The organism is Peribacillus sp. FSL R5-0717, assembly GCF_038002945.1.
Taxonomy (GTDB): Bacteria; Bacillota; Bacilli; order Bacillales; family DSM-1321; genus Peribacillus; species Peribacillus frigoritolerans.
In genome coordinates this window covers 1,926,632-1,940,664 of the sequence record NZ_JBBOOF010000001.1, presented here as the reverse complement: position 1 = coordinate 1,940,664, position 14,033 = coordinate 1,926,632, and the positions used below count along the sequence as shown (strand labels likewise).

Sequence of the window (14,033 nt, the reverse complement as noted above, 5' to 3'; positions counted from 1 at the left end):
TTTAGTGAATGAACAGGTGGAACGAATCATCAGTGCAGGAATTGATATTGGCACCAGTACGACGAAACTTGTTATCAGCGAGCTTTCGCTTAGGAATGTGGCGGGTGGCGGACAGGTGCCAAAAATTGAAATTACCGATAAGGAAATTCTATATCGAAGTCCCATTTTCAGGACCCCGCTTGTATCCGAGACGGTAATTGACATACCTGCTGTTCAAAGAATGGTGGAAAGTGAATACCAAAAAGCAGGCATCACGATCGAAAACATACAAACAGGGGCTGTCATCATCACTGGGGAAACGGCAACCAAACAAAATGCAGAAGAAATGGTGTACAGGTTATCTAATACGGCGGGTGAATTCCTTGTAGCGGCAGCCGGTCCGGATTTGGAAGGGATCATTGCCGCCAAGGGATCCGGCGCCTATCAACATTCCATCAAGACAAGAAAGACTGTAGCGAACATAGACATTGGCGGGGGGACAGCGAATATTGCCGTATACCGTTCAGGCATGCTTTGCGGAACCTGCACACTGCATATAGGAGGCCGTTTGGTGGAGTGGGAAGGAGCGAAGGTGAAGGTTGCTCCTTCAATAGGAAAATGGCTGAAATCAATAGGGCGCTCTCCTTTGAATGGTGAAGGGGCAATTATCGCAAATGAAATGGCGAAGGTGCTTTCGAGGTTTTTGGCTGGCTCCTTCACAAAAGAAGATGAACTTCTATTAGTTGGGATGGAGCCATCTTGGACAGAACGAATAGACGTGTTGATGTTCTCGGGCGGTGTCAGTGATTGCATCTATCATGAAGAACGGGAGGACGAAAGCTTCCGGGATATCGGCATGATGCTTGCCGCCTCCATTAAGGAAAGTGAAGAATTGGCCGCATGGGAGTGGGAACAGCCTGTTGAAACGGTTCGGGCGACTGTACTTGGAGCAGGCGCACATACAACTGAAATCAGCGGAGCAACCATCGAAGTGAATGATTCTCATCTGCCAGTTCGTAATATTCCAGTCTATCGGGTCGATTTTCATGGCGGGCTTGATGATGTAACCGCGAAAATGACACAAGCTGTTCAGGATGCGATCACAATATACGATGCTTTACAGGAGGGGCTGAATTTTGCCTTTTATTTAACGAATTTACCTTATCAATCATTTCGGGACATTCACCGGCTTGCAGTCGCTTTTACCGAGGCACTGAAGCAAAAACCGAATCGGCAGCAGCCTCTGATCATTGTCATGGATAGTGATTATGGAAAGGCACTTGGTCAAACCATTCTTGCGAACCAACCGGATCTGCCGGTCATCTGCATTGATCAGACAGAAGTGGAACATGGTGACTATTTAGATATAGGAAGGCTGCTGCGGACAGGGGTCGTTCCGGTTGTAGTAAAAACGCTAACGTTCCACAGTTAGGAAAAGGAGGATCATACGATGAAATTATCCACTCAATACTTTGGGGAAATCCATCAATTCAAATCGTTGAAAGAAGTCCTGGCCAAAGCGAATGAAGAGAAATCAGGAGATAGGCTTGCGGGAATTGCAGCAGATTCCGTTCAAGAACGGATTGCGGCGAAAGCGGTGCTTAGCGAATTGACTTTGGCGGACATCAGGAACTATCCCCTGCTTTCCCCGGAAGAGGATGAGGTGTCGCGGATCATAGATGGTCTCATCAATGGAACCATCTATCAATCTGTGAAGAATTGGAGCGTTGCCGAACTGCGTGAATATATTTTGAGTGACGAAACGACAGGCGAGGACTTAAAGCGATTAAGCAGGGGATTGAATAGTGAAATGATTGCAGCGGCAGCCAAGTTGATGTCGAACCTCGACCTTATCCATGCAGCCAATAAAATCGAAGTGCTCACCAAGAATAATGGCACGATCGGATACAAAGGAACGCTAGCTTCGCGCCTTCAGCCTAACCACCCGACAGACAATGTGGATGGCATGCTGGCCTCTTTAAAAGAAGGCCTCTCCTATGGAATCGGGGATGCACTCATTGGAATCAACCCTGTCGATGATTCGGTCGAAAGCGTAAAGCGGCTGCTTCATGCGACACAGGATGTCATCCAGAAATGGAACATCCCGACCCAAAATTGTGTGCTTGCGCATGTGACCACGCAAATGAAGGCCGTTCAGCAGGGGGCGCCTGCTGATATGATCTTTCAAAGCATAGCCGGAACGGAAACGGCCAATCGCTCTTTTGGAATTAACGTACAATTGCTCGAAGAAGCTAATGAGATAGCGAAGGCCTATGGCACCGGCACAGGCCCGCAGCATCTTTATTTTGAAACGGGGCAAGGCTCCGAGTTATCGGCCGAAGCGCATTTCGGTATCGATCAGGTGACGCTTGAAGCCAGGAACTATGGATTTGCCCGTTATTTTGACCCGTACATTGTCAATACGGTCGTCGGTTTCATCGGACCTGAATATCTATATAACAGCAAGCAGGTCATCCGGGCAGGGTTAGAAGATCATTTCATGGGGAAAATGCATGGACTGCCGATGGGGGTGGATATTTGCTATACGAATCATATGAAGGCGGATCAAAATGATATCGAGGACTTGGGTGTACTTTTAACGGCGGCTGGTGTGAATTTCATCATTGCAACTCCGATGGGTGATGACTGCATGTTAAACTATCAGTCTTTGAGTTATCACGATATAGCGACTTTGAGGCAAACGATGGATAAGCGGCCTGCCCCATTATATGAAGCTTGGCTGGAGAAGATGGGGATTATGGAGAACGGAAAATTAACGAAGCTTGCCGGTGATCCAACTATATTTAACCATTAGGAGTGGATGATATGGGAATGACTAATAAGGAAGATTTGGATGCCATGATAGCAAAAACCCCTGCGCGGATAGGGGTAGGCAGGTCAGGGACCCGGCCGAAAACGGATTCGTGGCTGAAATTCCGTTTTGACCATGCAGCGGCCGTCGATGCTGTATATGGTGAAGTCAGTGATATTCTTTTGAAGCGCTTGGATTTATTCAAGGTGAAAACGAAGGCCGATGATAAGGAAGTCTATTTACGGCGTCCGGATTATGGCAGGAAGCTTTCGGATGAAGCAAAGAGGGTGATAGATGCCAAATGCATAAAGGCTCCAACGGTTCAAATCATCATTTCCGATGGCTTAAGTGCCAAGGCAATCGAAGAAAATGTCGAGGACGTCTATTTATCTTTCAAACAATCTTTGGCAGTGGCAGGTCTGGATACGGGTACACCATTTTATATTGAAAAGGGCCGGGTTGCCGTGATGGATGATATCGGTGAAATCCTTGGACCTGAGGTCATTGTCCTGTTGATCGGTGAACGGCCCGGTCTTGTCAGTGCTGAATCATTGAGCGCTTACATTTGCTATAAACCACGTTTGGGCACCATTGAAGCGGAGAGGATGGTCATTTCCAACATCCATAAAGGAGGGATCCCCCCTGTTGAAGCTGGAGCGCATCTTGGCACGGTCATTCAAAAAATCCTCAAATACCAAGCGAGCGGCATGTCCCTCGTGAAGAAGGAACATGAAGAAGAAAAGCGTGAAAAACTCGGTTGAACCCCTAGTGTCTAAAAAGGAAGTTCGGATGGTCTCATTTGACGATCATTAAGACTAGGTCGTTGATTTCCTCTCCAGGCACTCGCTTTATATGTTTTTTATTTTTTATGAATCCGTTATTGGATGGAAGAAAATTGCGACACTCCTGCCGAAAAGCTGGCTAACCAAGACCCCACAGGCGAATTGAGCCGAGGAGGCTTGGCAGACAGTCGGCGGAAAGGGAGCAGATTTCTGAAATCGACTGGAAATACTTTTTAAATAAAAAAACTGCAGGCACTCGCTTTATATGTTTTTTTTATTGTTTTATGAATCCGTTATTGGATGGAAGAAAATTGCGACACTCCTGCCGAAAAGCTGGCTAGCCAAGACCCCACAGGCACTTGAGCCGAGGAGGCTTGGCAGACAGTCGGCGGAAAGGGAGCGGATTTCTGGAATCGACTGGAATACTTTTAAAATAAAAAAACTGCAGGCACTCGCTTTATTTGCCTGCAGTCTGGGGGGAGCGGATCGCTCCCCTATTTACTTGTCCCTAAATTCCATAAACCAAACGGGTTGTAGAAGGGATGTTCTTCTTCATATCTAAAGTCTTGAAGGCCCGTCAAAATAAAGTCGGGTGCATCTTGCTGAATGCTAAAGGTTTCGCCATTCTTAAAGAGAGGCCGTTCACCTACATGGTAATAATTAAATGTGTTAAGCAGGGCAGCCGCCTCTTTCGGACTCATTGTGTTAAGTGTCACGGCATCCGGAAGACCAAAGGCTTTCATTCCGAAAGAACAATAATAGTCTTCCTCTCCAATGATCGTGACAAAATGGGCATATACCGAGAGAATATCCGGGCTATGATGAAGATGCTGCCAATCTTCCTTTGAATGGGCAATTCCCGCCGTTTCTATTTTCACTGCCATTCCGTCTGCCTTGAGGATCGCTGCCCCGGCATCGATCAAATCGATAACAGTTCCGGTATCGGATACATCGGCTATTATATAAACGGTAAAGGTATGGCCATTGATTTCCTCTAATGCATTCTCTGAAAAGGCGTCTTTACTGGCGTAAGAAAAGCTCTCTTTTAAAGTGGGTTCATAATCATGGATCTCCGCCTGAAACGTAATGTTCTTATCACTGTTATGAAAAACATTCCCGGCTAACAGATACCCTTCGCTTTGGGAAGCAACCGTTTGAATCAATTCTGTCCGGTCCTTCCATTTACCGGGTATCCCGATGATGATTTGGTTGTCCTTCATGGATCATCTCTCCTTTCCAATCACTTCATACTATACCACTACTGATGTTTTCCATAGCATTTCATGAAAAATGGCGCGAAGTACCGATAAATGCCAGTGAGGGATGTGCAGGACTTTTTCAAAATTATACAATTGATGTATAATATAATCTAGTAAACGTATAGCCTATCTTCAAAGGAATTCCCCTTGTGGGTTTTCTCATAGGGCCGTATCTTAATTATCTATTCGTATATATCAATGATGAAAGAGAGTGGAATATAATGGGTCGTAAGTGGAATAACATTAAAGAAAAAAAAGCGTCAAAAGATGCTAATACTAGTCGGATTTATGCTAAGTTCGGACGGGAAATATATGTAGTGGCAAAACAAGGCGAACCAGATCCAGAATCCAATCAGGCATTAAGGGTCGTACTTGAACGTGCGAAAACGTACAATGTTCCAAGAGCGATCATTGACCGTGCGATTGAAAAAGCCAAAGGCGGTTCGGAAGAAAACTATGACGAACTTCGTTATGAAGGATTCGGTCCAAATGGTTCAATGGTCATCGTGGATGCATTGACAAACAACGTGAACCGGACGGCATCCGATGTACGTGCCGCATTTGGGAAAAATGGCGGGAATATGGGTGTCAGCGGATCTGTTGCTTATATGTTCGATGCAACGGCTGTCATCGGGATTGAAGGTAAAACGGCTGATGATGTTCTTGAACTGTTAATGGAAGCGGATGTTGATGTACGAGACATCATTGAAGAAGAAGAAAGTGTCATCGTTTATGCCGAGCCTGAACAATTCCATGCTGTACAACAAGCATTCAAGGATGCAGGAATCAGCGATTTTACAGTGGCAGAGCTGACGATGCTTGCACAAAATGACCTAACCCTTCCGGAAGATGCACAAGCACAATTCGAAAAAATGATTGATGCATTGGAAGATTTGGAAGATGTTCAACAAGTTTATCATAATGTAGATCTTGGTGAATGATAAAATGAGCAGGCCTTTGCTATATGATCAAAGGTCTGCTTATTTCATTTAAAAGGAAAGAGCCTGTTCCGAATCACGAAACAGGCTCTTTCCTTTTATTATTCACTTATGGTGATTCCGGAAAGTTCACGGTCTTTCTTTACCTTTTCCAATTCTGAAATAGTGACAAGTTGATAATCTTGGTCATGCAGTTGTTTAATGATTTTTCCTGCAGCCTGGGCGCTAGTTTGATAGATATCATGCATTAATATGACTCTGCCATCTTTGGCTTTGCTCATCACTTTGTTTACGATTTTCTTTTCATTGCGTTCTTTCCAATCCTCTGGATCGACATCCCAAAGTGAGACTTTCATATCCTCCATGTATTCCCGCACATTATGGTTAATCGCTCCATATGGGGGACGGACGAGATTTGGCTCAGTACCTGTAGCCTTTTTTACAGCGTCTTGGGTCTTTTCGATTTGATCTTCGATTTTGTTCTTGCTTAAGCGCGTCAGCTGCGGATGATCCCATGAATGGTTGCCGATCTCATTTCCTTCCTGCAGCATTTTTTGCAGAACTTCCGGATAGTGCTGTACGCGGCTTCCAAGTACGAAAAACGTCGCGTGACCATCATATTTTTTCAGGACTTCCAGGATGGACATGGTATGACTTGGATGCGGCCCGTCATCGAACGTCAAGGCAATGACCTTTTTTGAAGGGTCGATCCATTCATTTTGCACGGGCAGTTTGGCGACGATATGTTTTGGCTGCCATTCCTTTACACGATCCTCATTCAAATCTTGACTTTGATATGAATCTAGCAAACTATCTTTAAAAAGATCCTTCTTGATGGCTATTGTATGGGTCTTAGTTGAATCATCAGTCTTAACGTAGAAAACGAGCGTATTTTTCAAGACTGAAAAAGAATTGAAGTTGGCTGCCTTCAGTTTGTTTTCCTTTTTAATGAGACTGTTAGAAATGCCTTCTTCTTCCTTCTGCGTTAACTCTTCAAAAACAATATCGGATAAAACGGATAAATAATCAGTATCCGTGGCAAAGATGTCTTCTATGGAGAGCTTTTGCTGAGATGGAATATCATAAGTGAAGATCTGGGTTCCAGACTGCTTCTTTCCTTCCACTTGCTCATATTTATCGAAGGAAATCGTAATGGTCTGTTTGCTGAAATGGAGGATCGTATAGGTGAGGTTAAGCTCGGAAGCTTTTCCGTCGGATGCTTTCCATTTCTTTTCATAATCCTTAATTTCTTTCTTTATGTAGGCTTCTAGCTGCTTGTCGATATTTTCTAAATGCAGAACGGGCCTGCTGGCTGAATACCCGCCTTTCGTATTATCTTTCACATACGTTTGAATATCGGCTTCTGGGTAATTTTTATCAGTTGTATAGGCCGAAACGGTTCTCTTCTTATCAAAAGCAAGGCTTTTAATGGCTAACCCCATCGTTCCTACAGCAGCTGTTAGACAAAATAGAAAAATAAAGACATTTTTATAATTTAATTTCCTCATGATGCACTCCACCTCGATAATCATTCTACTATATAGACGCGTCAAAAGCCTTAAAAGTTTGTAAAAAATTTCATTTTTTTATATTTATATATTTTCTTGCTCATTTTCAAACTTTTATGGCTGCACCAACGTCTATTCTTTGTACCCAGGATACGTAATTTAAATGTAAGGAGCTCTAACATGTAATGAAAAACCCAGAAATGAATCAATTAATCGCGGCCCGGATAACCGAAAGGCAAGAGAATTTGTACAGACTTGCTTTTTACTATGTCAAAAACCAAGAGGATGCCCTGGATATCGTGCAGGAATCAATCAGGAAAGCGCTAGCCTCCAGCAGCAAAATCAAAGACGCCGCTTCTATAGATAGTTGGTTATATAAGATCATCGTCCGAACGGCACTGGATGTTTTGCGGAAGAAGAAGAAACTGACCGTCGCCGATGATGAAACAATAGAATACTTGCGCCGCGGTGAGGAGGATCACTATCCTGACTTGGATTTGCAAAAGGCTCTGGAAGGACTTTCAGTCAAGTACAAAACGGTAGTCGTCCTCCGTTTCTTTGAGGACCTGAAGCTGGACGAGATAGCGGAAGTGCTGGAAGAAAACGTAAGCACGATTAAAACGAGATTATATAAAGCGCTGCAACTATTGCGGATCAACATGACTGAACGGGAGGAAACGAAAAGATGGAAAAAAAATTAAAAGATCTGCGGGAAGAATATCTTAAAATACCGATACCAAAGGAATTGAATGATGTCGTTCAAGCAGCCTTGAATGAAAAGCCAAGGAAGAAGCCGAGAGTTGGCAGGAATATCCTCGTGTCAGCGGCTGCAGCGCTCCTGATCGTGACAGCTTCCGTAAACATCAGTCCGGCAGCGGCGAAAGCCATGAGTGATATACCGATCGTCGAGAAGGTCATCAAAGTGATTACCTTCGTCGAATGGAAAGAAGAAGCGAATAATTCTTCGGCGGTAATCAAAACGCCTGCAATATCCGGTCTCGAGAATAAACAGCTCGAAGATAGCTTGAATGAAAAATACTTATCGGAAAGCAAGCAGCTTTATCAGGAATTCACGGATTCCATGTCAAAACTGAAGGAAGGGGAAAAGGGCAATATCTCGGTGGAAAGCGGATATGTGATATTGACGGATAATGAAACGATATTATCCGTACAGCGTTATACGGATACGATTTCTGCTTCCAGTTCTACAGAAAGTCAATTCGATACAGTCGACAAGAAAAACGAAGTGCTGTTAACGCTAAATAGCTTATTTAAAGATGATCGCTATCTTCAGGTGATCAGCGAGAACATCAAGGAACAGATGAAGCGGCAGATGGCTGAAGATCCGGAAAAGATATATTGGGTGGAAGATGATGATTTTACTGCTTTTAAAGGCATCGATGAAAACCAAAACTTTTATATAAACGAAGATGGCAAGCTAGTCATCGCCTTTAACAGCTATGAAGCTGCGCCGGGGTACATGGGGGCCGTCGAGTTCATCATCCCGACAAAGGTGCTGTCAGACCTTCTTGTTGGCGATCAATATATCCATTAAAACGGCCATATTGTAATTCTATGATGGGCGGAAGGTTTTTAAAACGGCACAATATCCATTAAAAAAGACGAACAACGTTACTTACTTACAGTAACCTTGGTTCGTCTCTTTTTTGTTTGAATTTCATCTGGTCCAGTTCCAGCCTCATTTTTTCCGTCTCCATAAGGAAGTTTTCATGTTTAAGTTTTTCAAGCTCCAGTTCAACTTCTAGCATCTTATGTTTGTTTTTTGACTGTTTTTCGAAATGGCTTGTCAGTATTCCGAGTATGGGGATGGAAAAAATCATTACCACGGTTATGATCCCGAACATTATGGTGCCTCCTCTTTTTTTATATCTATTATACGGTGAATATAACGGTTGTGGTGGGGTTATTTCAAAATTCATCATTTCCTTTTCTCGTTAATAAGTGCATGGCAACCAAAGTGATATCAAGCGTAATACCATGGATAAAGTTAGGGTAATATATCATTGATGGACGCTTTCTATTAGATTATATGGACTGTTTTTTAGTGCGAAATCCGGACTTTTGCTTGTATGGTGGAAAGCCTACTTCTATTTATTTTGAAATTAATTATTTAAATATACTAAATATTTGTTTACAATAGTGAAATTTAAAGTTATTATACAATAATAAAAGGAGGGCTAGGTATGGCAACGATAAATAAACAGAAAATTGTGGATAGTGTACCTCAAAAAGGTTTTTTTGGAAACCCTAAAGGATTATTCACCCTTTTCTTTACTGAGTTCTGGGAGCGTTTTTCCTATTATGGCATGAAGGCCATTCTTGTTTACTATATGTATTACGAAGTTTCTAAAGGGGGATTAGGCCTTGATGAAACCACGGCCCTTGCCCTTGTATCCATCTATGGATCTTTAGTATATATGTCAGGTATAATTGGCGGCTGGCTCGCCGATAGGATTTTCGGGACTTCAAAAGCCGTATTTTACGGCGGTATCTTGATCATGCTCGGGCATATTGTCCTTGCTGTACCAGGCAGTCTTTCCATGTTCTTTGTTTCCATGGTACTCATTGTTCTGGGTACTGGTTTATTAAAACCGAATGTTTCCAGCATTGTCGGGGAAATTTACGCAGAAAATGATGAACGCCGGGATTCCGGTTTCAGTATATTCTATATGGGTATCAACATGGGTGCATTCCTTTCACCATTTGTTGTCGGTACAGTCGGTATGGACTACAGCTTCCATCTTGGTTTTGGACTTGCAGCAATTGGTATGTTGATTGGCCTCATTGTCTTTGTTACAACAAAGAAAAAGAACCTGGGCTTGGCTGGAACTCTTCCTGCTAACCCATTATCACAGGATGAAAAGAAAAAAGTATTCACTAAATTGGGGATAGCCGCACTTATCATAGCTGCCATCATTGGCATCACTGCTTCTGCAGGCATCTTAACGATTGAAACTTTTATTAATCTTGTAGGTATTCTAGGAATCGTAATTCCGACCCTTTATTTCATTTTCATGTATCGCAGCCCGAAAACGACTTCTGTTGAACGTTCACGCTTGATTGCCTATATTCCTTTGTTTATAGCAGCCGTCATGTTCTGGGCGATTCAAGAGCAAGGTGCAACAATATTGGCAAGCTATGCAGACAAACGGACACAGTTGAACTTTGCAGGATTGGAAATAAACCCGGCATGGTTCCAATCTTTGAATCCTTTGTTCATCATCACCCTTGCACCAGTATTCGCATGGTTATGGATTAAATTAGGAAAGCGTCAGCCGACCATTCCGCAAAAATTCTCGATAGGCCTACTGTTCGCCGGTTTATCATTCCTGGTGATCCTGCTTCCTGTTTATTTCGGTGGATCAGACGCATTAGTCAATCCGTTATGGCTTGTACTTAGCTATTTCCTTGTAGTGCTTGGAGAACTTTGTTTATCTCCTGTCGGACTTTCAGCAACTACAAAATTGGCTCCGGCCGCATTCTCGGCACAAACGATGAGCCTGTGGTTCCTGGCAAGTGCAGCAGCACAAGCACTGAACGCACAAATCGTCAGATTCTACACTCCTCAGACCGAAATGGCTTATTTTGGAGTGATCGGTGTTGCTTCAATAATCCTTGGACTGGCCCTGATGGCCTTATCACCAAAGATTCAAGGTTACATGAAAGGCATTCGCTAACACATTAAAAAAGATGACCTCCGAATTAACGGGGTCATCTTTTTTTTTCATTTTTTGTGCCCTCGAAAATTCCCGAATGGGTGCTATATCGATTTTTATTTGAGGTCGTGATTCAAACCTTTAACTTTTTTTAAATAGGATCCACAGTGGACACTAAGACAAAAAAAACAATCTTGGGTATGGGCTCGATATCGAAGATAAAAAAAATACAATATCCTAAAATGAAATATATCGAAAATAGAATACCTAAGTACAATCTATTTTTCATTTATTTCTTGCCTGAAGCCGGGATGCCGCCGGAAATCCCTTTGTTCGAATAGGTGAATTCATCCAATATTCAAGCGAAAAAAGGGCATCTCATTGAGGTGCCCTTTTTAATTCCACATCTTTTTGAATCAGTTTGCTGCTGGGATCAATCCTTTATGAATGGAGACTTCCTGAATGGCGCGGTAGACGGTTTCGACCATGAAATCGAGTTCCTTTTCTGACATGGAAAGGATCGGCATCATCGTGATGACTGGACCGAGTTCCCGGATGATCAGGCCATTTTCCCGTGCTGTATGGATGATTTCGGAAACGACATTCTCTTGGAGGGTGAACGTTTCTTTTGTTTGGCGGTCTTTAACGATTTCCACTCCAATCATGAAGCCGCGCTGGCGGATATCGCCGACTATCGGAAGTTCGTATAGCGCTTGCAGTCTTTTTGATAGGTATTTTGATTTTTTCTGGATGTCTTTAATGAGATTGCGGCTTTCCATTAGCTCGATATTCTTCAGGGCCAGGGCACAGGCAAGCTGATTTCCTGTATAGGTGTGACCATGATAGAAGGTTTTATGTTCTTCCCGTTCTCCCAAGAAGGATTGAAAGATCTGCTCATTCATGATGGTGGCGGCGAGTGGCATATATCCCCCAGTGATCCCTTTACCCATGCACATGATATCGGGTACGACGTCTTCCTGTTCGCAGGCAAACATCGTACCGGTTCGACCAAAGCCTACAGCCACCTCGTCACAAATTAAGAGGATATTGTACTTTTTGCATAATTGCCCGACCTCTTTCAAAAAGCCATGGGGATGGGTAATGATGCCTGCTGCTCCCTGCACAAGCGGCTCGATGATCAATCCTGCAATTTCCTCAGATTGTTTCTGCAGTAACTTCTCCAGTTCCTTCAAGCAATGGTTTTTCACTGCTTCTGGATCTCCATATTCAGTCATGTGATAGGCATATGGTGAAGGGGCTGAAATCCGTTGAAATAAGAGGGGCTTAAAGATTCTATGGAATAGATCCATTCCGCCCACACTCACGGCACCGACAGTATCTCCATGGTATGCTTCGTCAAGCGAGACGAATTTGTTTTTATTCCGATGCTTGACGGGATCGATATTCTGCCAATATTGATAAGCGACTTTAAGGGCGATTTCCACAGCGGCTGATCCCGTGTCGGAGTAAAAGACTTTCGATAAAGAACCAGGAGTGATCTCTGCCAGTTTCTTCGCCAGTAAGATCGATGGTACATTCGCAGATCCGAGCAGCGTCGAGTGCGCGACTTTATTCACTTGCTCAATTAGGGCGCCGTTTAATTCCGGCTCGTTATGCCCGTGAACATTCACCCATAATGAAGCATAGCCATCGAGGTAGCGTTTGCCATCCACATCAATCAGGTAGCTGCCTTCGCCGCGTTCGATGATAAGCGGTTTACTTTCCCGATACGTTTTCATTTGTGTGAACGGATGCCATACATATTCCTTATCCCATTGTTCTAAATCCTGACTGTTCATGCTTCGAACACCTCTTTCAGTTGTTGGGTATATTCTTGATCACCAAGCAAATCAAGGATGCAGATCCTCAAGTCCTTTCTAACATCGGCCAGTGTCGGGATGCAGGCTAGGCCCTTCAGCCCAGTCAGCTTTTCAATGGTTTTGATATTGTCTTGGTGAATCCGATCTTCTGCCCGGTAATGATTATACAAAATGGTTTTCACGTTTATATCATGGACTTGGGCATAAGAATGGGTCGTCACGACATCATGAATCGCCCCTAAACCGCTTGTGGATACGAAGAGGACAGGCATCCCGCAATCCCTTATGAAATCGGCCGTCATATAGAAACCTTCCGTTCGTTCAATAAGCGGCACAGCCAATCCGCCAGCGCCCTCGACTAATACGATGTCATACATTTCCTCAAGTTCGTGAACCCTTTCCACGACTTTCTTCTCATCGATGAGACTGCCGGTTAATTTAATCGCCAAATGTGGGGAGGTTTCAGGTTCCAGTGTGTAAAACCCCGCTTCCTTTACACCGAGTTCCTGCTCAAACCAAGATATATCCGGGTATGTATGATTTTCCTCATTGATTCCAGTTTGAAATGGTTTAAATATCGTGACGCTTTTTCCCAATGTTTGAAGAGACAGATAGAGTGCACTCGTGACGATGGTTTTTCCAATATCCGTGCCAGTTCCGGTTATAAAGTAGGCTTGGCCCATGGATGATTCAGCTCCTTTACGTTTATATATCTTGCAATGCGCGGCCGTACTTGCTGAATGATGACAGCACATAGAATGCATAGCATTAAATCACCGGGTACAGGTAACAAAAAGCCGTAAAGAATCGTTTGGCTGATGGAAAGCGGCGTTTCTACAATCCACTTCATGGCACCATACAGCCAGATGCAGCCGAAAAGGTAAACGGTCAGCAAAGTGGCGGCATTAGCAAAGAATATGGAACGAATCGTGGAGAGGGAAAACCGGTTGATCAGCCATCCATTTACATAGGCTCCCAGTATATATCCGAGCAAATAGCCGAAAGTGGGTTTGAATATATAGCCGAATCCCCCGCCTTCAGCAAACACGGGCACCCCGATAAGTCCGATCAAGACGTAGCATAACTGACTGAGCATCCCAAGCCGGGGCCCCAACAATGCGCCTGCCAAATAGACTGCCAGAATTTGCAGCGTGAATGGTATGTAAGGGATAGGTATCTTAATAAAGGCGCCAATGGCAGTTAGCGCGGTAAAAAGGGCCACATAAGAAATCGTCCTTGCTTTCAAATTTTTACCCCC

General features: G+C 43.7%; 12 protein-coding genes and 1 pseudogene. 7 read left to right on the top strand and 6 right to left on the bottom strand.

Annotated features, from left to right (window positions below; translation table 11 throughout):
• The first annotated feature begins 4 nt into the window (after positions 1–4).
• From NYE65_RS09415 to eutC, 3 genes and pseudogenes are all read left to right on the top strand, one after another.
• Positions 5–1,411: an ethanolamine ammonia-lyase reactivating factor EutA gene (locus NYE65_RS09415; RefSeq protein ID WP_340860734.1), complete on the top strand. Its 1,407-nt coding sequence runs from the start codon at positions 5–7 to the stop codon at positions 1,409–1,411.
• Positions 1,412–1,429: 18 nt separating this feature from the next.
• The gene (locus tag NYE65_RS09410) at positions 1,430–2,794 is read left to right on the top strand and encodes an ethanolamine ammonia-lyase subunit EutB (RefSeq protein ID WP_063574873.1); all 1,365 of its coding nucleotides are present in this window, start codon (positions 1,430–1,432) and stop codon (positions 2,792–2,794) included.
• A 23-nt stretch (positions 2,795–2,817) separates the two neighbouring features.
• Positions 2,818–3,552: pseudogene (gene eutC / locus NYE65_RS09405) on the top strand (ethanolamine ammonia-lyase subunit EutC); the annotation flags it as partial.
• A gap of 515 nt (positions 3,553–4,067) precedes the next feature.
• Here the strand turns inward: eutC and NYE65_RS09400 are convergent.
• The gene (locus NYE65_RS09400) at positions 4,068–4,793 is read right to left on the bottom strand and encodes a DUF4261 domain-containing protein (protein WP_328175656.1); all 726 of its coding nucleotides are present in this window, start codon (positions 4,791–4,793) and stop codon (positions 4,068–4,070) included.
• A gap of 260 nt (positions 4,794–5,053) precedes the next feature.
• Between NYE65_RS09400 and NYE65_RS09395 the strand changes: the two genes are divergently transcribed.
• Positions 5,054–5,773, top strand: a complete 720-nt coding sequence (locus NYE65_RS09395) for a YebC/PmpR family DNA-binding transcriptional regulator (protein WP_053536610.1) — start codon at positions 5,054–5,056, stop codon at positions 5,771–5,773.
• 98 nt (positions 5,774–5,871) lie between these two features.
• Here NYE65_RS09395 and NYE65_RS09390 read toward each other — a convergent pair whose 3' ends face one another.
• Positions 5,872–7,278 carry a polysaccharide deacetylase family protein gene (locus NYE65_RS09390; RefSeq protein ID WP_328175655.1) on the bottom strand — a complete coding sequence of 469 codons (1,407 nt, stop codon included), beginning with the start codon at positions 7,276–7,278 and terminating at the stop codon, positions 5,872–5,874.
• Between the two features lie 185 nt (positions 7,279–7,463).
• Between NYE65_RS09390 and NYE65_RS09385 the strand changes: the two genes are divergently transcribed.
• A complete protein-coding gene (locus NYE65_RS09385; RefSeq protein ID WP_034310632.1) occupies positions 7,464–7,979 on the top strand; it encodes a sigma-70 family RNA polymerase sigma factor in 516 nt (171 codons plus the stop codon).
• A complete protein-coding gene (locus NYE65_RS09380; protein ID WP_328175654.1) occupies positions 7,964–8,833 on the top strand; it encodes a DUF3298 domain-containing protein in 870 nt (289 codons plus the stop codon). The genes NYE65_RS09385 and NYE65_RS09380 overlap by 16 nt, the downstream gene beginning before the upstream one ends.
• An 85-nt stretch (positions 8,834–8,918) precedes the next feature.
• Here NYE65_RS09380 and NYE65_RS09375 read toward each other — a convergent pair whose 3' ends face one another.
• Positions 8,919–9,143, bottom strand: a complete 225-nt coding sequence (locus NYE65_RS09375) for a hypothetical protein (RefSeq protein ID WP_328175653.1) — start codon at positions 9,141–9,143, stop codon at positions 8,919–8,921.
• Between the two features lie 339 nt (positions 9,144–9,482).
• Here NYE65_RS09375 and NYE65_RS09370 point away from each other — a divergent pair, with 339 nt between their 5' ends.
• Positions 9,483–10,976 carry a peptide MFS transporter gene (locus NYE65_RS09370; RefSeq protein WP_328175652.1) on the top strand — a complete coding sequence of 498 codons (1,494 nt, stop codon included), beginning with the start codon at positions 9,483–9,485 and terminating at the stop codon, positions 10,974–10,976.
• A gap of 395 nt (positions 10,977–11,371) precedes the next feature.
• On the opposite strand, the gene bioA is transcribed toward NYE65_RS09370, so the two are convergent.
• Genes bioA through NYE65_RS09355 form a run of 3 tightly spaced genes read right to left on the bottom strand, consistent with a single transcriptional unit; the run spans position 11,372 to position 14,021 of the window.
• Positions 11,372–12,754, bottom strand: coding sequence for an adenosylmethionine--8-amino-7-oxononanoate transaminase (gene bioA / locus NYE65_RS09365; protein ID WP_098865843.1), 1,383 nt, complete (start codon positions 12,752–12,754; stop codon positions 11,372–11,374).
• Positions 12,751–13,458 (bottom strand): dethiobiotin synthase, encoded by a 708-nt coding sequence (gene bioD / locus NYE65_RS09360; protein ID WP_340860724.1) that lies wholly within the window; start codon positions 13,456–13,458, stop codon positions 12,751–12,753. The genes bioA and bioD overlap by 4 nt, the downstream gene beginning before the upstream one ends.
• Entirely contained in the window at positions 13,437–14,021 is a 585-nt protein-coding gene (locus tag NYE65_RS09355) for a biotin transporter BioY (RefSeq protein WP_034310656.1), read from the bottom strand. Before NYE65_RS09355 ends, bioD begins: the two co-directional genes overlap by 22 nt.
• Between the last annotated feature and the right edge of the window lie 12 nt (positions 14,022–14,033).